Raw genomic sequence first — 18,660 nt, 5'->3', positions numbered from 1 at the left:
GCTTCATAGTTTTACATTGATACGGTAAACTAGCGCGCTTAGTTTATAAGAATTCCTCAACCCCTCAGCACTCAAAGTTGTAACCAAAAGTGCGCCAAGCGAGAAGATAACCGGATTAGTTGCATGAAGCTCAACCCAAAACAAGACGAAGCAGTAAAGTATATTAGTGGCCCATGCCTTGTGTTAGCGGGGGCTGGCTCTGGTAAAACCCGTGTTATTACCAATAAAATTGCCTACTTAGTACAGCAGTGTGAATACAAAGCGAGAAATATCGCTGCGGTCACCTTTACCAACAAAGCCGCCAAAGAAATGCGTGAACGTGTCGCGCAAACATTAGGCAAACAAGAAGCTAAGGGGCTGTGGGTTTCGACTTTTCATACATTGGGTCTGGAGATCATCAAAAAAGAGGTTAAAACCTTAGGCTACAAGCCAGGCTTTTCTTTGTTTGATGATCAAGATACCAACCAGTTGTTAAGTGAACTGACTGAAAAAGAGCTGGAGCGTGACAAAGATCTGCTTAACTTGCTAAAAATGCAGATTGGTAATTGGAAAAATGAACTGATCTTACCCGAACGCGCTATTCGAGAAGCTCGAGAGCCTCAAAAAGCGCTGTTCGCTCAGTTGTATGCTCGTTACCAGACACAGCTTCGTGCATACAACGCGCTAGACTTTGACGATCTCATCATGATCCCAACATTGCTGCTGAATCAGTCGGTTGATGTTAGAGAGCGTTGGCAGCAGCGTTTTCGTTATTTATTAGTCGACGAATATCAAGATACCAATACCAGCCAATATCAACTCGTAAAGCGCTTAGTGGGAGAGCGTGCACGCTTCACTGTGGTAGGTGATGATGACCAATCGATTTACTCATGGCGTGGTGCTAAACCACAAAACCTAGTACTACTAAGTAAAGATTTTCCTGGTTTAAGGCTGATTAAATTAGAACAAAACTACCGTAGTGCCGGACGGATCTTAAAAGCAGCTAATATTCTAATCGCGAATAACCCACACGAGTTTGATAAGCAACTATTTAGTGAACTAGGGTACGGTGATCCTATTCGGGTGATTGCTACCCGTGACGAAGAGCACGAAGCTGAGCGGGTAGTAGCTGAAATTATTTCGCATAAATTTATGAAGCGCACGAGCTATCGGGACTATGCTTTGCTTTATCGCGGAAACCACCAAGCTCGGGTATTTGAGAAAGCTTTAATGACCAACCGTATCCCTTATAAAATCAGTGGTGGTATGTCGTTTTTTGCTCGCAGTGAAATCAAAGACATCATGGCATATTTACGATTCTTGGTAAATCAAGATGATGACAATGCGTTTTTGCGTATCGTTAATACACCAAGACGTGAGATTGGCCCGGTGACTTTAGAAAAGCTTGGCAGTTTTGCCAACGAACGTCATATTAGTTTATTTGAAGCATGCTTTGAGTCCGAACTTGTAGAGCGTATGGCGGGACGAGGGCTAAAGGCCTTAATGGGATTTGCTCGTTGGGTAGTGGAGCTTTCAGATAGAGCCACTCGGGGTGATACTTTGGAAGCCGTTAAAGATATGATCCGAGAAATTAACTACGAGGCTTATCTATACGAATCATCCCCAAGTGCTAAAGCGGCAGAGATGAGGATGAAAAATGTCTCGGAATTATATCGCTGGATCAGTGATATGCTAACAGGGGATGCAGATAATCCGGCGATGACCTTGCCAGAGGTTGTTAGTAAACTGACGCTGAGGGATATGCTTGAGCGCAATGAGGAAGAGGATGATTCTGATGCCGTGCAGCTGTTAACGTTACATGCTTCTAAAGGGTTAGAATACCCGCACGTGTTTATGGTTGGCATGGAAGAAGGCTTGTTACCGCATCAAACTAGTATCGATGAAGACAATGTTGAAGAAGAAAGGCGTTTGGCTTATGTAGGGATCACTCGTGCTCAGCAAACGTTAACGTTGACTTATACAAAAAGTCGCCGTCAATTTGGTGAGCAGATCACTCCTGAGTTGAGCCGCTTTGTGCAAGAGTTACCTCAAGACGATCTGCAAATTGAAGGTAAAAAGCCTGTGGCGACACAGGCAGAACGAATGGAAAAAGGAAAATCTAACGTGGCGAATCTACGCGCTATGTTAAGAAGGGATTGATTCGTTATCAAAAGTGGGGATAAAGGCGCATGTTTCTTGCCCTTTATCTAAAGCTCGTTGCTTGCCAAAAAACAGCTGCAAGCCATGCTTTTCTAACAAACTTCTGAAATTTAATATTGCAGGTCCGCGAGCAATGACTTTAATGCCTTTTACTTGGGTAACGGCCAAAATACCCTGTAATTGAACCTCATAGCTCGTTTGCTGAAGTACACGTTTACTAAAGGTAGAGCTAAGTAGAACATAGGTAAAGTCAATTTGGCTGATCAGGGTAAGATCGCAACGATCTTTGCCAAAGTTATTTAACCCGATAGGGATCCCCATTTCAGCCAACGACTTTAAGTTTAAAATTTGCTGACTAGAAGCAAAACGAATTTCACTTTCTTCAAACAATAAGCAAAGTGCGTTACCTTCAGTGACTAACTGTTGCTTTAGCACATCAAAATGGTTGTTTTCCAACAACATGGTTGAACAGTTAAATAAAATGTCGTCATTCCGACAAGCCGCAACATCTTGAGCTTTTTTAAGTAATTGCAATTCGATCTCAAGGTGTTGGGGTTTTTCAGCTGCAAACTTCTTTAGAATATCAAAGCTTGTGCTACCTAGTACTGGGTGTTCACCAAAAGCCTCGATAAATCCGATGGGCTCTGCACTGTCAGACCAGTTGACTATCTCGGTATAGCGAAAATGTGTTGGTAGCTTATCAAGGTGGTGCTGATCATGTTGTTTCTGAGCGCTAGAGCTGGCACTGAGTAGTGGATGATAAAACTCGTAGCGGCCACGACCGGCATTCTTTGCGTAATACATTGCAGCATCTGCATCTCGAATAATTTCATCGGTATTGCGATATAGCTTGTTACTATACGTTATGCCGATACTTGCACCGCTTTGCATACATACGCCTTTGAGGCAAAATGGCTGTTGCATTACCTTGATTATCCGTTTCGCCACGTCTTCTGCTTGTTGGCGATCGGTTAGATGATCAAGTAAAACTACAAATTCATCACCAGCTAGTCTGGCTAGCAAGTCATGTTCACGAATACACTCTGAGAAAGATTGTGATACCCAAACCAAAAACTGATCGCCAGCCTGATGACCAAGTTCATCATTAATATCTTTAAACTTGTCTAAATCAATAAACAGCACAGCAAAGTTATCTTCAGGATAGCGGTGATGTTTCTTCAATGTTTTTTCAAGTTGGGTTAAAAATAGGCTGCGGTTTGGTAGACCGGTAAGTGAGTCGTGGTGGGCGTCGTGATATAGCTGCTGCTCTATTTTTTTGCGCTCTTCCATTTGCATTTGTAAATGCAAATTCGTTTGTTGTAATTCTTTGGTCTTCTCTGCAACGCGATGTTCGAGTTGCTGGTGACTGATCTTTAATGCCTGATTTGCTAAATGAGTCTGTAATACCGATGCAATCTGATTTGATACAAACGAAATTAGCTCAACATCGTCATAGTCAAATTCATATTTATGATCATACGCTTGGCATGCTATTAAGCCAATAACGCCAGTGGCGGTTTTTAATGGAGCACCGAGCCAACTTGTCGCGGCTAAATTATGGTTGTATCCCGCTGGTCGCTCTACAATCCCCTCCATCGCGAGAGCTTTGGCTCGAGTGCAGTCGATCAGTTGACTTTGCTCCGTGCGAATAACCAGCTCGCTATATCCTTTTGCAAAAGATCTGGTTTTATAGCGAGTTTTTTCATCAACACTATAGGGGAAGGTTAGCCATTGTTCTTCTTTATTATAAAGCGCGATATACAAGTTATCGGCAAAGGTAATTGACCGGATAATGTCATGAACCTGTTTATAAACATCATCGATATCAGAAAACTGAGTTGCCAGTTCTGATATTTGAAACAAGATCTGCTGCCTTTCTAGCGCACGTTTACGATTATCAATTTCCTTGTTCAGCGCTTCATTGCTTTGCATTAACGCGCGAGTGCGTATCTTAACTTCTGACTCGAGTAATTCGCGTTTTTTGACTCTCTCGATTGCAGTGGCTAGGTATAGCGACATCACTTCAAGCAGCTCAACTTGATGCTCACTGTATGACTGTTCAGCCTCATAGCTTTGTGACACCATGACACCAATAATCGCGCCATCGCGATATATTGGCACCCCTACCCAATGTTCTGCTTGGCTACCAAGGATTTTGAACTCACCAGCCTTTGCTCGCGACAACATCTCTTCTTTGGTGAGGTAAACTGTTTTGCCAGTTTTAAAAACATGACCTGTAACGCCATCTTTGAAGTGATGTGCCTCATGTAAGGGAATAGCCACAGCATCTTTTTCATCTACAAAGTAAGAAAGTTCAAGTGCTTGTGTAAAGCGGTTTTGTAATACCACATAGAAGCTCTTGCTTGGTAGATATTGAGAAAGAATATTATGAATTGCGGGGTACAACAGGGTTAACTCAGCAACAGTACTTGCCTGTTCTGATAATTGAATTAATGTGTGTTGAAGTTGAGACTTTCTTTTATATTTTTCTAGTAAAGACTCTAATCTTGCGGCTCGTCGAGATAGTCTCTTAACCTGTTGTTGTGGCTCTTCCAATGATGAAAACCGGTTCTTATTTTTGTTTAATTATTGAGCTTAATAATTTCACTTTTAACCTAAGTGGTCAAGTGCAATTTTCTCATTCCTACAAGCTTGTTTTGTGGCTTGATCTGTCATACCAATTAGCATTAATACTTGCTCAATTTGAAGGAGTAAATCTGACGCTAACTGCGTTAAAAATTTCTTATTTAGAACAAATAAATAGTAAGCCTTTCATGCCTTAAAATAGACCGCTTAATTAAGATAATTGGTATAAATTGTCATGATATTTTAGAGAAAAAGTGCAGCGATAAAGGCTGCACTTTTTAATGTATTTTTGGTTACCATGACAGCAACGAGCTAATACCTAGTTTTTTGTCATAAACTCGATAGCTGCTGCGATTTCATCATCAGAACAGTCCATACAAGTACCACGAGGTGGCATTGCATTAAACCCATTAATCGCATGGTCTAGTAGTACTTCAGAGCCTTTGGCTAGACGTGCAGCCCAGTCATCAGCTGTTTTAGGAGCACCTAGCGCGCCAGTACCGTGACAAGCGAAACAAGAAGCTTGGTAAACTTGTTCGCCTGAGCGAGGGCCAGCTGGTACCGCTGCTGCTGCACTTTCAGCACCAGCTAAATATACTGAACCGATTGGCTGAAGGCGTTGTTTAATCGCTTCTTCAGTTAAAGAATTGTCATATGGTTGCGCAACTGCGGCTGTTGATAGCAATAAAAGTGCTGCTGAAAGTTTTTTCATTTACCTTGCTCACTTCGTTTGAACGTGTTCAATCACGATGATGGATGACGGAATTATTGCGATTATAACGCCACCTGTTCATTTATAAAACGTAAACTTGAGTATAAATGGTTAAAACCATTAATTTATTGCGTTAGGGCAAGCTTTTTGCCCAAATTCGTAGAACCACAGCCAAGTTTTGTGGTTGTCACGAATACGCTTTAAGTAAGATACGCAATTTACCTAAGAATGGATTAGAGCCTGCTAACTTGGATAAGTCTGACAGACTCGTAAATTTCTATATTAAGCCATTTCTACTAACTTTGAGATGGCTTTTTCAATTCCAGAAGCTGCCTCTAGCACCGAGGATGCCAACATATACGCTGGTGTTGATATCACTTTTTCACCTTCATCAACTACGATGTCAGATACTGTACACTCAACATGCTTTGCTCCTAACGTATTAATAGCAGCTGCGGTATCAACATCAGAGCCTATGGTTGCAAGCGTACCTGGTGCATGAATATGTGGGATGAGCGCCGGTGCAATACATAAATATGCTATTGGTTTTTGTTGGCTGTTAAACGCACGACATACGATTTTTATACTTTCTAAAATCGTTGATTCGGCACCTTTAAAAGCGAAATCAGACAGGTTTTTCGCGACACCAAAGCCGCCAGGTATGACAAGTGCATCAAATTCATCTGCATTGAGAGTCTCCAAGTCTGCTATTTCTCCACGCGCGATACGTGCAGCTTCCACTAGTACATTACGACGTTCTTCTTGTGTCTCGCCTGTTAAGTGGTTGATCACATGGAACTGATCAATATTAGGTGCAAAACACTGGTAGCTTGCTCCTACTTTTTCTAGATTAAGTAAGGTTAGTACCGATTCATGGATCTCTGCACCGTCAAATACACCACAGCCACTAAAAATTACTGCTACTTTTTTCATTCATTTCTCCTTCTAACGTCTTGTTGCGCGCGCTATATACATAAAAAGAATTATGGCCTAATTAAAAAATTATAAAGGATCTTCTATGATCTTTGATCATTTGTGGTAGTATACTCCTCCGCTTGAGAAAATCAGGCTATTTTTTGTTCATACGCTCTAAAATGTGTGACCAATAAAATTCTTTATCCACAAATGGCTAAAGATAATAACAACTAAAAAAGCTCTAAAAACGCAAGTAAACCAAAGCCTTAAATCGTACTCTGACTTCAAGTTGAAAGTTCTGGAGCAATTTTTCGTGTTTGTCTACAAAGTTATCCACAGGCTCAACTTGCAATATCCAAATGATAGGCTAACGTGAAACTCGTTTTATCTTGTGCCTTGTGGCATCCTTACATTCTACTCTGTAAAAGACTAATTTAGGATCCAATATTTATGTCTCAGATCCCTCAAAACCCTTTGATCTTGGTTGATGGTTCTTCCTATTTGTTCCGTGCTTATCATGCGCCACCGCATTTAACTAACTCAAAAGGTGAGGCGACGGGGGCAATCTATGGCGTGATAAATATGCTCAAGAGTTTGCTGAAGCAATATCAGCCTAGTCATATGGTTGTAGTCTTTGACGCAAAAGGGCCAACCTTTCGTAATGAAATGTACAGCGAATACAAGGCACATCGCCCACCTATGCCTGATGATCTCAGAACGCAGATCGAACCAATCCATGAAATTATAAAAGCAATGGGCTTGCCACTTGTCAGTATCAGTGGTGTAGAAGCTGACGATGTGATCGGCACCTTCTCTAAAATCGCCTCAGAGCAAAGTCGTCACGTACTAATAAGTACAGGTGATAAAGACATGGCGCAATTGGTTAATGAGCATGTTACTTTGATCAACACGATGACAAACACCATTTTAGATCCCGCAGGCGTGGTGGAAAAGTTTGGTATCGGTCCTGAACTGATCATTGATTATCTCGCGCTGATGGGTGACAAAGTAGATAATATTCCGGGTGTACCTGGAGTGGGTGAAAAGACAGCGCTTGCCATGCTTCAAGGATTAGGGTCGATAGACTCACTGTATGATAATCTAGATAAAATCGCTGGTTTGGGTTTCCGTGGTTCCAAAACCATGGCGAAGAAGCTAGAAGAGCATCAAGCACAACTGAAGCTCTCATACGAATTGGCAACGATTAAGCTTGATTGTGAAGTTGAGCAAGATCTAGAGCAATTTAAAATTGCAGAAATGGACAAAGATCGCCTGATTGAGCTGTATGGTGAGTGTGAATTTAAGCGCTGGCTGGCTGAGTTATTGGATGGTCAACAACAATCAGATATCGTTACCATTGAAGCGGAGGGATCTGCACCAGCGGCAGCCCAAGTAGAAACTCACTACGAAACGATCCTTACAAAAGCACAACTTGAGCAGTGGGTTAGCAAACTAAAAGCTGCTGATTTAATCGCTTTTGATACCGAAACGACCAGTGTTAATTATATGCAAGCGGATCTGGTTGGAATGAGTTTTGCTGTTGCACCGGGTGAAGCAGCTTATTTACCCATCCATCATGATTACGTCGGCGCACCAGAGCAACTTACCCAAGAAGCGGTGTTTGAGGTGATGGCGCCATTACTTGCCGATCCCCAGATCAAAAAAGTGGGTCAAAATCTAAAATACGATCAAAGTGTACTTGCCCGTGCAGGGCTTGAGCTAAACGGAATCGCTTTTGATACTATGCTAGAGTCGTACGTGTTTAACAGCGTGGGAACTCGCCACGATATGGACTCATTGGCGCTTAAATATCTGGGTCATAAAACAATTAGCTTTGAAGACATTGCGGGCAAAGGCAAGAATCAACTGACATTTAACCAGATTGAGTTGGAAAAAGCGGCACCTTATGCAGCAGAAGATGCTGACATTACGCTTAGGTTACATCAACACCTTTGGCCATTAATTGAGAAAGAAAATAGTCTAAAACAGGTCTTCACAGAGATTGAATTGCCGCTATTAAGCGTGTTGTCTCGAATTGAGCGCACAGGCGTACACATTGATGGTGATATGCTTGCAAAACAAAGTGTTGAGATAGAGAAGCGTTTAGGAGAGTTGGAACAGCAAGCTTTTGAAATTGCAGGTGAGGAATTCAACCTCAGTTCGACCAAACAACTGCAGGCAATATTGTTCGACAAGCTTGAGCTACCGGTGATCAAGAAAACTCCAAAGGGTGCGCCGTCAACAGCGGAAGAGGTGCTGCAAGAGTTAGCGCATGACTACCCATTGCCTAAGCTTATCATCGAGCACCGCGGTTTATCGAAGTTGAAGTCTACTTACACTGATAAATTACCGAGGTTAGTGAATGCTGATACTGGTCGTGTACATACTTCATATCATCAGGCTGTAACGGCGACAGGACGTTTAAGTTCAAGTGATCCGAATTTACAAAACATTCCAATTCGCAATGAAGCTGGTCGTCGTATTCGCCAAGCATTTGTTGCAGATACCAATAAACAAATTGTTGCAGCAGACTATAGCCAGATTGAGCTTAGGATCATGGCGCACTTATCTCAAGACAAGGGGCTACTTAGCGCTTTTGCAGAAGGAAAAGATGTGCACAGTGCTACAGCTTCAGAGGTGTTTTCTGTGCCGCTTGAAGAAGTGACATCAGATATGCGTCGAAAAGCTAAAGCGGTTAACTTTGGTTTGATTTATGGCATGAGTGCCTTTGGTCTTTCGCGACAACTCGATATTCCAAGAAACGAAGCACAGCATTATATGGATACTTACTTTGAACGTTTCCCTGGAGTGCTGGAATATATGGAACGTACAAGGGAAGAAGCGGCCGAGAAAGGGTATGTTGAGACTTTATTTGGCCGACGCTTGTATTTACCCGATATAAAAGCGCGTAATGGTGCTCGCAGAAAGGCTGCTGAACGTGCTGCGATTAATGCTCCTATGCAAGGTACTGCTGCTGACATTATTAAAAAGGCCATGATTAAAGTGGATGAGTGGCTGCAAACGTGCAGCCGTGACGACATTCAATTATTGATGCAAGTGCATGATGAATTGGTGTTTGAAGTCCATAGCGATAAAGTGACAGAGTACAGTGAAAAGATCTGTGAGTTAATGAGTGCTGCAGCATCACTAGATGTCCCGTTACTGGTAGAAGCTGACAGTGGTGATAATTGGGAACAGGCACACTAACTAGAAATCGGGATAATAGCCTATTCTCTAGCAGCTGTTATCCTGAGCTATTGACGCACAAGTTTGCCGTGTATTAAGCAATAATCTCTGGCTAGCTTGATATTGCGCCTGTTGAGCTTAGGTGACTTAGCGGATTAACTCACTGCTTAACACGAGAGGCAAAGCCGCAAACTTTATTGTATTAGCGCCGTATCATCTTTCTAGGTGATACGGTTTTTTTGTGGATGACTTAACTTATGTGTGCAAGTAAACACTAGCGGTATAGCATCTTAAATTTGTAGCTTCTGTTAATCTCCAGTAACAAAAAAAAACTTAACGTTGAAAGTTTATCAAATTGGCTTAAGTTTTGCTTTTTGGTGTTTATTTCTGGACATCTATTTGTTAGAGTTCGCGCCGTCCTCATCCTGTAGGACATCCTGTTGATGATGTATCTCTCGTAAGAGGATACAGTGTATTGATAGCTTCTCCCCAGATTGCTATAGCGGCTCGTTATTTTGACGAGCCGTCTTTTTCTCTGCTTTAGTGTCTTCCAATTATCGTCTCAATTTCCTTTTCAGCAATAGTCTGCAACTAGGTATTAAAACCCTTAGCGAGAAGGGCTTTATTTAATTTTAACTGCGTTTTACACTGGGTGCACAAACGTTATGTTCTCTCAATTAATAAGGAAGTCGTCATGCTTAAATACCTACTGTTAGGTAGTGCACTTTTTTCTGCTCAGTCTTTTGCGTCTTGGCAGCTTGATCAACAACATAGTAATGTCAGCTTTGTTTCTGTGAAACAGACACATATTGCGGAAGTACATCATTTTAAGAAAATAGCAGGCTCGCTATCTAAGCAAGGTGAACTTGAGATCAACATTGATCTTGCCAGTGTAGAAACCATGATCCCCATCCGTAACGAGCGGATGCAAACCATGTTATTCAATGTTGCGGATCATCCACACGCGAAGATAACGGCCAATGTCTCTAAATCACTTAGTAATTTAGTTATGGGGCCTCAGACAATCACTGGAGTTAATGCTGCGCTAACGCTTCATGGTCAAACTCAAGAGATCACCCTAGACTTGCTCGTGACTAAAAATGCTGACGGTTTAGTCGTTACTCCAGTAAACGTGGTTGTACTTGACGCAACACAGTTCGGTTTTAGTGCGGGGATCGAAGCGCTCACCAAGATCGCTGGGTTAAAAACGATTTCCACCAGTGTGCCTATCACCTTTAATTTAGTTTTTGATGAACAAAATTGATGAATTAATTGCACAGTATGTGACAGCCCATGCGCCGACAGAAAGCTGGTCGGCACCTTCGTGTGGCTTTTCCGAGATAGTGATTGATACGGATGGACGCTGGTTTCATCAAAAAAGTGAGATAAAAAGAGCATCGCTCGTTGCGTTATTCGCGAGTGTATTAAGCTATGATGGAACACATTATTGGCTAAAAACTCCGGCAGAAAGCTGCATTGTGAAGGTGATGGCACATCCTTTTGTGATTGAGCAGTGGTACTTTTGTGAACATGCTTCAAGCTTGTCACTTGCTCCGTGCATCATTGCTGTGGACAACATAGGACGTGAATGGCCGATTAGTAGTATGTTTCCACTGGCGCTAGAACGAGCAAATGGCGTTGATATTCCCTTTTTGCGGCTCAATTACGGATTAACTGCTAGAGTGTCACGAAATGTCTACTACCAGTGGGTGGAGATATTGCAAGAAGATAAAAATGGATTTTATCTAATGTCGGCAAAGACGCGCTTCTATCTTGGATAGGCGCGCCTCTATTTCGTCATGGCGCTTTTTACTCTGTAGCTTCAGTCTTGTCTTTAACAAAAGGGCCCAGGTACCATTCGTCTAATTTCCAAGCCAGCTCATTCAAGCCGATACCTTTCAAGGACGAAAACGCATGTACCGTTATGTCGCCATTTAGCTCTGCTAAGGCACGGCGAACTTGAAGCACTTCAGCTTTGCGCTTACCTTGTTTTAGCTTATCCGCTTTGGTCAGTAGCGCAAGCACGGGTATATTGCTACTAATTGCCCAATTGATAAGATCCATATCAAGATCTTTCAGCGGGTGGCGAATATCCATTAGCACCACAATCCCTTTTAAGCATTTACGACGCTGTAGGTATTCACCCAGTGCTTTTTGCCACTTCTTTTTCATTTCTAGTGGTACTTTGGCAAAGCCATAGCCAGGCAAATCGATAAGACGCTGATCCTCGCCCAAAGAAAAGGTATTAATAAGCTGGGTACGGCCGGGGGTTTTACTCGTTCTAGCAAGCTTTTGATCGGTTAATGTATTGAGAGCACTTGATTTACCTGCATTAGAACGACCCGCAAAAGCCACTTCAATTCCAGTATCCGGTGGTAGTTTACTGATATCTGGGGCACTGGTAATAAACTGTGCCTGATTATATTTCACGCGAGATTTTAGCACGCTGACTCCTAACTGATTAAACTTTCGCGGATTGAATTGCGTATTTTATAACAGTATGGCTGAAACCAAAAGCGTTACGCTAACAGTTATGGGTGCTGCTTTTTGAGCGTAAGGCGGGGATTGATGCGCCATTATTAATTAATCTAGGTCAAATCCCTGTAAATTATAAGCTTAATATGGGCAGAAAACGTGCCAGAGAAAGTAATATCGTGTAGAATGTAGAAATTGCAATGTCAATCTAAAGAGTATACCCATCAGTAGTCACTACTGAACGAGGCATATTTGGGTGGATCGGTGCTGTTTGGCGTTATTATTGCTGAGTACTGCATGTAAGATTCATCTGATTAAGATAACAACCTAATTTTAGTACTGATTGGTATTATTTACCCAAGCGATAAAGAGAGCGACTTTAGTTCGCATGGGTGCAAATTACAGGGTCGGAAACAGAGAATTTACCATGAAAAAAATAGCATTAACTTTAACAATGTTGCTTGGTACGTTGTCAGCAAGCAACGCATCGGCATTCGATGGTGACGCAGAAGCAGGTAAGGCGAAATCTGCAACGTGTGCAGCATGTCACGGTCCAGATGGCAACGCCCCTGTGACTATGTATCCAAAAATCGCAGGACAGCATGCCGATTATATTTACAAGCAACTGCAAGAGTTTAAGCTAGGAATGACCTCAGGTGGTAAAGAAGGGCGTATGGATCCGGTAATGAGTGGTATGGCTATGCCTCTTTCAGATCAAGATATGAAAGACTTAGCTGCGTATTTCTCTACCTTATCTATGTCTGCTGGTACAACACCTGAAGATGTGGTTGCTGTTGGTCAGCAATTATATAAAGCGGGTGATGCTGAAAGAGGGATCCCTTCTTGTGCAGCATGTCATGGTCCTCGAGGCAATGGTACATCATTGGCTAAATTTCCTAAGATATCTTTCCAGCATCCTGAGTACATCAAAGCCCAGCTTGAAAAGTTCCGCGACGGTACTCGCAATAACGATATGAACGGCATGATGCGTGACATCGCGAAAAAGCTTACTGACAAAGATATCGAAGTACTATCTAAATATTTAGGTGGACTACACTAAAGTCGTATATTGAGTTTATAGCGCTCGTTGTAAACTCCTACTATTGAAAAAAGGGCAGCACACGCTGCCTTTTTTTATATCCTAAAATGTGAGACATATCTCACTTTTTCTGTGAGATATTGTCTTTGCTTAATTGTAAGTTTTAGCTTAATTTTAAGCTTTGGTTCATTGTAAGTTAATGTAATCAATATGATTTCTGTTTGATTAAAAAATTTAAGGTAAGAAATTTGTTATTGAACAGTTGTAACTCAGGCTCAGGAGCGTAAATTATTCGTTGTCGCCAAGCAATACAAAAAAAGGGACAATGCGATACGGAAGCGTAGGTGGCAATATTTAGTATCTAGATTGATACAAAGGACTATCAAGAAAGCGTTAGGAAGACCGAGAATAAGAAATTCATGGAAGTCTCATAACAATAACAATATGGAAATGTCACGGAAGTCTAAAATAAAAACAATACGGACGACAATAAAATAATAAGAATAATAAGGCTTAAAAGTCGAAGGGAGAAGTGTCCAGTTGTGACGCTCAGATTAGTAGGCGGTAGAGAGTAATCTCTGCCGCCTTTTTATTTGGTTGCTTTTCGCTTACCTGATACAATAGCCTTCTTATTAAGCAATTATTGTTAACCATTGCAAGATTCAACTCTGATAAGTTGTGGCCTATGTCTAGGTGAGCAGCTTGAAACCTATCACCAAGACAAACATAGACTATATTGGCAATGTCAGTGCTGCCATCTGGTTATGGCGGATCCAAATTCAAGGCTAACACCAGCGCAAGAAAAAGCGATTTATGATAGTCATGAGAATGATTTGGAAGATGCAGGCTATCGCCGCTTTTTAACTCGGGTTTCTGAACCGCTAATAGCTCGCCTATCGAAGCCAAGTCTAGGGTTAGATTTTGGTTGTGGACCAGGCCCCTTGCTTGCAAAAATGTTGGAAGAGGTAGGACATCAAGTTTCATTGTTTGACTTGTACTATGCCAATAATCCGGAGGTGCTAAAACAACAGTATGATTTTATTGTTAGCACCGAAGTGGTTGAGCACCTTGCCAAACCAAGACAGGTACTACAGCAATTATTAGCACTGCTAGATTGCGGGCAACCGCTCGTATTAATGACTAAACTTGTGATAGATAAATCGCGTTTTGCTAATTGGCATTATAAGAATGACTTAACACATATTTCGTTTTTTAGTCAGAAAACCTTTGCGTATTTTGCTGCGCAGCAAGATTGTGATTTAGAATTTATAGGGAATGATGTCATCATTCTCACCAAGCGTAATACACGCCAGAATTTTGAGTAATTGATTATGACCAGAAAGAAAAAGACACGTAAAATTGCGACCAATGGTACACCTAGGTTAAGTAAAGAAAAGCTTCAAGAGTTACGCGCAATAAAAGAGATGCGTAATAAAAAAACGAAAGGTAAAAAGCCTGGCTCAAGAAATGCGCCAGACATATCACCAAAAGCGCAGTCTGAAGTGACAGCAAAAAAAGATCCTCGAGCTGGAAGTAAAAAACCTATTTCTCTGGTTGTTGAGTCGCAACCGGTTAAAGAAAATACACAGCCTGAAATGAAGCGTCATTTACAGCCGCAAGCGCAGTTACATAACGCCGCTGAGGTGCTGACGCCAGAGCAAGAGTTAGAGCAACTTGAAAATGACGAGCGTTTAATGTCGTTGCTTGAGCGCCATGAGCAGGGTGAATTACTCACAGGCAAAGATGCTAAATACTTCAATCGTGGTATTGCACGTCATCAAGAATTATGTGAACTTTTAGGTATTGATGATGAATTTGAAGAAAGTGACATGGAAGAAGATGATCCGTTAGATCAGTTTATGAGTAATGACTTAGCAAATGAATGGCTAGATGATGACTTAGAGGAAGATAACAAATAATGAACACTGCATGGATTGTCGCACTTTTTATCGGCGCTGTGATCATTGCTGGTTTGGCATTTTACGCAGGTAAATTGCTATGGCAGTTGAAGGTGCAAAAAGAAAAAATTGCCAAGCATCGTGAAGAAAAAGCGATAGAATTAGAGAAATCGCGTCAACAGCGCAATAGCAAGATAGCTGATAGCGTAAACCTTATCGCCCGGGCGATGAAAGAGAAACAGTGTGAGTACTCTGAAGGCTGTCTCAGAGTCTGGGTGCTTATCTCTCAATATAGCTTTGATAATGAGGTGGATTTACAGCTAGATTACCCTGGTGTCTATCAGATGTATGAGGAGGTGAAGGAAATGCCGACTCATGACGCACGCAAGAAATACTCTAAAAAAGAAATCTATAAAATGGACAGTCAGCGCTGGCGTGCAGAAGAGCGTTTGGAACCAGAGATTTTGAAAGATTGTGAGAAATTGATTGTGCGTTTTAAAGCTGCGACAGGCAGTGAAAACGTGGTGTTTCAATAATACCAATTTAACTTAATACTTGTTCAATTTGAAGGAGTCAATCTGACGCTAACCACGTTAAAAACTTCTCATTTAGAACCACTAAATAGCAAAATTTTTGCCTAGTTATCGACAAGATTTTCTCGCTTCAAAATAGACTACTTAATTAAGCAAATTGGTATAACGTAAAACTAGGGTCTGTTGACTCTTGCCATTTGATTTTTGTTCCACTGAGTGCGTTTTGGTCGCAGCGCTCAACTTGCCGCCCAGTAATCTAAGCAAAAGTTGAACATAAAGAATAAACGCCCAGTGGAGCGTTTATTCATTATGTCATGCTGAGGTGATATGGTATTCACACTCGGTCAAAACCAATCCTGTCGTGCATTGATAAAATACTTTGATAGTTTGACCCATGCTCAATTGTGGATGTAAATTTTCCATAAGAGTGAAATACAAGGTATGGGTATCGAATTGACTCAATTTCACTGCATCGAATCCAAAAAATCGATTTACCGTCCCGTAAAGTGCTTTGTAGATGCTCTCTTTAGCTGAAAAGATGACGGTTAACGGGCAATGTACGTGTTTTGCCAGTCCACGAAAGCTCTCGAACTCAGCCGGATGTAAAATTTGTCGTTGTAATTCGATTTCTTGTTTTGGCTTCATGTCTCTTTCAATATCAATACCTAAACCAATGGTATGCGTATTGTTAGTGGCAATAGCAGCAGCAATTCCACGGGTATGGGTGATACTCGCGACTACATTGTTAGGCCAAATTGGGGCGCGGTCAGAGCCGTTCAGTACGGTAAAGTTATCATGACCTAATGCTGTTAAACTCGCTTTCGCGCAGATCCTTCCTGCTAAAAATTCAGCTTTTCTCTTTGCAACTGCTTTCTCTAAAGTATCAGGAAGGAAGATGTTATGTTGCTCAAAAGACTGCTCAGAATAACTATCTGGGTCAAATTGAATACAATGAAAGTGATGTTGCAAAAACGGGGTAAATAGATGGCTGTGATTGCTTTGCAAAGCTAGCTCCTGTTATTCCTGTCCATAATGCCAGTTTGCGAGCTATCTACTTAGCCTAAAGTTGAGAAGAGCTGGCTGATTGCCCTGTAACGTTCACTGTAAATACTGGCGAGCATGTTTAGTGAGATTAATACAGCAGGCGATAAAACCGGCAACCAAAGAGGTGTTCGTTATCGAAACTTAGCGTGATATCAATTTTCTTAATTAAGTGGTCTATTTTGAGGCGAGAAAATCTTGTCGATAACTAGGCAAAAATTTTGCTATTTAGTGGTTCTAAATAAGAAATTTTTAACGTGGTTAGCGTCAGATTGACTCCTTCAAATTGAGCAAGTATTAAGTCAAATTGGTATTATTACCTGTTTGGTTAAAGTTGTCATTTGCTTTGGACGCTTAGTGTGCATGAGCTAAACGTCCATAGCAAGATATATGCAAAGCTATCTGTCCGTTATTTTAGTTTACTTGCAACAGATACTAGTTGCAGAGCAAGGTTAGAAACTTTTTCTGCTAGATCTGGGTCTTTAATTTTACCTTGTTCGTCAAAGGTATTAAATGCACTTGGAACCGCGAGCTGATCTGCCAGTACTAGGCTGCCAATTCCTGATAGTACGTCACGAACATGGTTTAAACCACGCAAGCCGCCAAGACCACCGGGTGATGTGGCGTAAAGTGCAACAACTTTGTTTCTAAACGCAGGCACTGCACCTTGCTCTGTACGCGATGCCCAATCAATTGCGTTTTTGAGCGCGGCGGTAAATGAGCCGTTGTATTCAGGGCTAGCCAATAGGATCCCATCGGCATTACGAAGCTTTTCTTTGAGTAGTTGAACACCTTGTGGTGTACCTTGAGCTTCTAGATCTTCATCAAACATTGGAATATCTAAATCCCGTAATTTTACGACCTCTACCTCGGCACCACTTTCCAGTGCATAATTTGCCGCGGCTTGAATGAGAAGTTGGTTATAGCTGTCTTTTCTTAAACTGCCCGCTAGAGCGATAATTTTAGCTGTAGTCATCTTGCTGATACCTTATTTTGTTTCGTTGAATTTATAGTAGCAAAATTTCACTTGCATAAAAGCTGAATAAACGCAAAGCTTGTGTGCATATATGCACAGAGGTGGTTATGGATAAATTCACAGATTGGCAAGATCTCAAAGTCGCTTACACAGTAGCGAAGCTCGGCACGCTGTCTGCAGCAGCTGAGTATCTGCACATACATCACAGTACAGTACTTAGGCGTATTAATAACTTAGAAAAAGAGTTAGGTACGCGTTTGTTTCACCGCCATGCTCGTGGCTATCAAGTAACACAAACGGGGGAAAAGCTGTTAGCAACGGCGACGATTATCGACGAGCGTTTGATGGAATTGAGTACCTCAATCGTTGCATCAGATAGTCAGCTAAGAGGTAAGCTATTAGTGACGACAGTCAGTGGTTTTATGGATATATTGTCAGAGCCTTGTCTTACTTTTCAGCAGCAGCATCCCCAAGTACAACTAGAAGTGTTGCTTGATCAAAAGCGTTTGCGGTTAGATCACGGTCAAGCACATGTTGCAGTAAGAGCCGGACCTAAGCCGGATGAACCAGATTACGTGGTGCAACAATTGACTACTTTAGAAGCTGGATTGTACGCGTCCTCCGATTACATTAAGCGTATGGGAATACCGACGACAGTAGACGCACTACGGGAGCATAATTTCGTCTCGGGGGTGAGTGGGTTTAATGCTAGAGTCCCTTATTTTGCTTGGGTCGATGAGCATATTGCAGAGTCTCAAGTCACCTTCAGAGTATCAGAAACTTCAGATGCTACACGAGCAATTGTGAATGGTCTTGGTATTGGCGGTGTTCAGCACAATGTTGCGAGACGCTACCCTGATTTACTGCCGATACTAAAAGAGGAGCTAAGGTGGTGTAGTCAGGTATGGTTAGTCACCCATGTGTTAGTACATCGCACAGCAAAAGTACAAGCGTTATGTGAGGTGTTAAAGCGCCACTTTAACAACTGACAGCTCTTTAGCGCACGCTTTTCTTTTTTGCTTGGATTATTAGGCGGTAAGCCGAGCGCCGCGACCAAACCATATTCAGGGTAAAAAAATCAAACAGGAAAGGTCAACAGACCCCAGCTAGTTTGGCTTTTTATGCTTGCTGAGCAGGAAGCGCAAGTAAGTATATGCTCG

Annotated in this window: 16 protein-coding genes; 10 read left to right on the top strand and 6 right to left on the bottom strand. The window is 41.8% G+C overall.

The window, feature by feature from the left end; all coding sequences use genetic code 11:
- The first annotated feature begins 123 nt into the window (after positions 1-123).
- Positions 124-2,139: a DNA helicase Rep gene (gene rep / locus F9Y84_RS12465; RefSeq protein ID WP_147389178.1), complete on the top strand. Its 2,016-nt coding sequence runs from the start codon at positions 124-126 to the stop codon at positions 2,137-2,139.
- Here rep and F9Y84_RS12460 read toward each other — a convergent pair.
- Positions 2,125-4,695 carry a bifunctional diguanylate cyclase/phosphodiesterase gene (locus F9Y84_RS12460; protein ID WP_147389177.1) on the bottom strand — a complete coding sequence of 857 codons (2,571 nt, stop codon included), beginning with the start codon at positions 4,693-4,695 and terminating at the stop codon, positions 2,125-2,127. The genes rep and F9Y84_RS12460 overlap by 15 nt on opposite strands.
- On the opposite strand from F9Y84_RS12460, the gene F9Y84_RS12455 reads away from it, so the two are divergent.
- Complete coding sequence (locus F9Y84_RS12455; protein ID WP_125251510.1) at positions 4,695-4,922, top strand: hypothetical protein; 228 nt, start codon at positions 4,695-4,697, stop codon at positions 4,920-4,922. The genes F9Y84_RS12460 and F9Y84_RS12455 overlap by 1 nt on opposite strands.
- A 122-nt stretch (positions 4,923-5,044) precedes the next feature.
- Here F9Y84_RS12455 and F9Y84_RS12450 read toward each other — a convergent pair whose 3' ends face one another.
- Positions 5,045-5,437 carry a c-type cytochrome gene (locus tag F9Y84_RS12450; protein ID WP_147391115.1) on the bottom strand — a complete coding sequence of 131 codons (393 nt, stop codon included), beginning with the start codon at positions 5,435-5,437 and terminating at the stop codon, positions 5,045-5,047.
- A 282-nt stretch (positions 5,438-5,719) separates the two neighbouring features.
- Positions 5,720-6,370, bottom strand: a complete 651-nt coding sequence (elbB, locus tag F9Y84_RS12445) for an isoprenoid biosynthesis glyoxalase ElbB (protein WP_147391116.1) — start codon at positions 6,368-6,370, stop codon at positions 5,720-5,722.
- 432 nt (positions 6,371-6,802) lie between these two features.
- Between elbB and polA the strand changes: the two genes are divergently transcribed.
- The 3 genes from polA (at position 6,803) to F9Y84_RS12430 (ending at position 11,319) form a co-directional block, all read left to right on the top strand.
- Positions 6,803-9,559: a DNA polymerase I gene (polA, locus tag F9Y84_RS12440; RefSeq protein WP_147391117.1), complete on the top strand. Its 2,757-nt coding sequence runs from the start codon at positions 6,803-6,805 to the stop codon at positions 9,557-9,559.
- Positions 9,560-10,232: 673 nt separating this feature from the next.
- Entirely contained in the window at positions 10,233-10,802 is a 570-nt protein-coding gene (locus tag F9Y84_RS12435; RefSeq protein WP_128730791.1) for a YceI family protein, read from the top strand.
- Entirely contained in the window at positions 10,789-11,319 is a 531-nt protein-coding gene (locus F9Y84_RS12430; protein WP_147391118.1) for a DUF1285 domain-containing protein, read from the top strand. Before F9Y84_RS12435 ends, F9Y84_RS12430 begins: the two co-directional genes overlap by 14 nt.
- A gap of 28 nt (positions 11,320-11,347) precedes the next feature.
- Here the strand turns inward: F9Y84_RS12430 and yihA are convergent, their stop codons facing one another.
- Entirely contained in the window at positions 11,348-11,983 is a 636-nt protein-coding gene (gene yihA, locus F9Y84_RS12425) for a ribosome biogenesis GTP-binding protein YihA/YsxC (protein WP_147391119.1), read from the bottom strand.
- Positions 11,984-12,440: 457 nt separating this feature from the next.
- On the opposite strand from yihA, the gene F9Y84_RS12420 reads away from it, so the two are divergent.
- From F9Y84_RS12420 to F9Y84_RS12405, 4 genes are all read left to right on the top strand, one after another.
- On the top strand, positions 12,441-13,073 hold the full coding sequence (locus tag F9Y84_RS12420; RefSeq protein WP_125251517.1) for a c-type cytochrome: 633 nt from the start codon (positions 12,441-12,443) through the stop codon (positions 13,071-13,073).
- Positions 13,074-13,705: 632 nt separating this feature from the next.
- Positions 13,706-14,377, top strand: a complete 672-nt coding sequence (locus tag F9Y84_RS12415; RefSeq protein WP_147391120.1) for a methyltransferase domain-containing protein — start codon at positions 13,706-13,708, stop codon at positions 14,375-14,377.
- A 6-nt stretch (positions 14,378-14,383) separates the two neighbouring features.
- The gene (gene yihI, locus F9Y84_RS12410; RefSeq protein WP_128730788.1) at positions 14,384-14,971 is read left to right on the top strand and encodes a Der GTPase-activating protein YihI; all 588 of its coding nucleotides are present in this window, start codon (positions 14,384-14,386) and stop codon (positions 14,969-14,971) included.
- On the top strand, positions 14,971-15,486 hold the full coding sequence (locus tag F9Y84_RS12405) for a DUF2489 domain-containing protein (RefSeq protein ID WP_128730787.1): 516 nt from the start codon (positions 14,971-14,973) through the stop codon (positions 15,484-15,486). Before yihI ends, F9Y84_RS12405 begins: the two co-directional genes overlap by 1 nt.
- 309 nt (positions 15,487-15,795) lie before the next feature.
- On the opposite strand, the gene F9Y84_RS12400 is transcribed toward F9Y84_RS12405, so the two are convergent.
- Entirely contained in the window at positions 15,796-16,488 is a 693-nt protein-coding gene (locus F9Y84_RS12400; protein ID WP_125251521.1) for a 4'-phosphopantetheinyl transferase family protein, read from the bottom strand.
- Between the two features lie 445 nt (positions 16,489-16,933).
- On the bottom strand, positions 16,934-17,500 hold the full coding sequence (locus tag F9Y84_RS12395; protein WP_128730607.1) for an NADPH-dependent FMN reductase: 567 nt from the start codon (positions 17,498-17,500) through the stop codon (positions 16,934-16,936).
- A 107-nt stretch (positions 17,501-17,607) separates the two neighbouring features.
- Between F9Y84_RS12395 and F9Y84_RS12390 the strand changes: the two genes are divergently transcribed.
- Complete coding sequence (locus F9Y84_RS12390; protein ID WP_128730608.1) at positions 17,608-18,489, top strand: LysR family transcriptional regulator; 882 nt, start codon at positions 17,608-17,610, stop codon at positions 18,487-18,489.
- The last annotated feature ends 171 nt before the right edge of the window (positions 18,490-18,660 follow it).

Source organism: Pseudoalteromonas peptidolytica, from assembly GCF_012641745.1.
GTDB classification, from domain to species: Bacteria; Pseudomonadota; Gammaproteobacteria; order Enterobacterales; family Alteromonadaceae; genus Pseudoalteromonas; species Pseudoalteromonas peptidolytica.
This window is presented reverse-complemented; position numbering and strand designations above follow the sequence as displayed.

Coding starts and splice junctions, on each gene's coding strand:
- F9Y84_RS12390 (WP_128730608.1), top strand. CDS start 17,608: ATGGATAAATTCACAGATTGGCAAGATCTCAAAGTCGCTTACACAGTA.
- F9Y84_RS12430 (WP_147391118.1), top strand. CDS start 10,789: ATGAACAAAATTGATGAATTAATTGCACAGTATGTGACAGCCCATGCG.
- yihI (WP_128730788.1), top strand. CDS start 14,384: ATGACCAGAAAGAAAAAGACACGTAAAATTGCGACCAATGGTACACCT.
- F9Y84_RS12405 (WP_128730787.1), top strand. CDS start 14,971: ATGAACACTGCATGGATTGTCGCACTTTTTATCGGCGCTGTGATCATT.
- polA (WP_147391117.1), top strand. CDS start 6,803: ATGTCTCAGATCCCTCAAAACCCTTTGATCTTGGTTGATGGTTCTTCC.
- F9Y84_RS12450 (WP_147391115.1), bottom strand. CDS start 5,437: ATGAAAAAACTTTCAGCAGCACTTTTATTGCTATCAACAGCCGCAGTT.
- F9Y84_RS12395 (WP_128730607.1), bottom strand. CDS start 17,500: ATGACTACAGCTAAAATTATCGCTCTAGCGGGCAGTTTAAGAAAAGAC.
- F9Y84_RS12435 (WP_128730791.1), top strand. CDS start 10,233: ATGCTTAAATACCTACTGTTAGGTAGTGCACTTTTTTCTGCTCAGTCT.
- F9Y84_RS12420 (WP_125251517.1), top strand. CDS start 12,441: ATGAAAAAAATAGCATTAACTTTAACAATGTTGCTTGGTACGTTGTCA.
- elbB (WP_147391116.1), bottom strand. CDS start 6,370: ATGAAAAAAGTAGCAGTAATTTTTAGTGGCTGTGGTGTATTTGACGGT.
- F9Y84_RS12455 (WP_125251510.1), top strand. CDS start 4,695: ATGATGAAAACCGGTTCTTATTTTTGTTTAATTATTGAGCTTAATAAT.
- rep (WP_147389178.1), top strand. CDS start 124: ATGAAGCTCAACCCAAAACAAGACGAAGCAGTAAAGTATATTAGTGGC.